The organism is Vibrio sp. 2134-1, from assembly GCF_033339495.1.
Genome location: NZ_JAWOUS010000963.1, coordinates 1 through 516 on the forward strand (window position 1 = coordinate 1; position 516 = coordinate 516).

1 protein-coding gene is annotated in these 516 nt (G+C 45.7%); it reads right to left on the reverse strand.

Going from position 1 to position 516, the window contains the following annotated elements; genetic code table 11:
* Nucleotides 1-516 (reverse strand): LPS assembly protein LptD (lptD, locus tag R7R78_RS29500; protein ID WP_225475010.1); only part of this gene is annotated, 516 nt, incomplete at both ends.

The following is a 516-nucleotide window of genomic DNA, read 5'->3' on the forward strand; positions in this document are numbered from 1 at the left end:
CTGAGCATGGGTACGGAACTCAGGAATAACACGAGAAACTTGTTCATCAAGCTGGTTTTTCAAGTCCACGTCTGTCAAGCCAGTAAGGTCTTGAGAGTAGTAAGTGGAAAGTACGCGCGCTTCCGTTGTCCAAGTGGCCCAAGAATTTGACAGCGGCATGGTTAGTCCCGGCTCTATGTGAACGCGAGTCGCATTTGGTCGAGCGGTATCACTAGTGTCAAAACGGCTGACTTGGCTTTTTACGTCGAAGTTAAGGTGATCACCCCACAACGGCGTGTAGTAGTTCAAATCTAATTGAGGAAGCAAACGATATGGACGGTTTTCTTCTTTCAAGAGGATTTGGAAATCTCGAACGGTTAAAGACGCATCCCAGAAATCTGAACGGTACTGCACATGCCCTTCTTGGACTAACTGGCCGTCTTCACGGTTACCGATGTCAGAGTCCAAATCTAGGAAGTAATCAATGTCACTGACTTGTGAGTAATCGACTTTAACAATCCACTGTTTATTGATAAT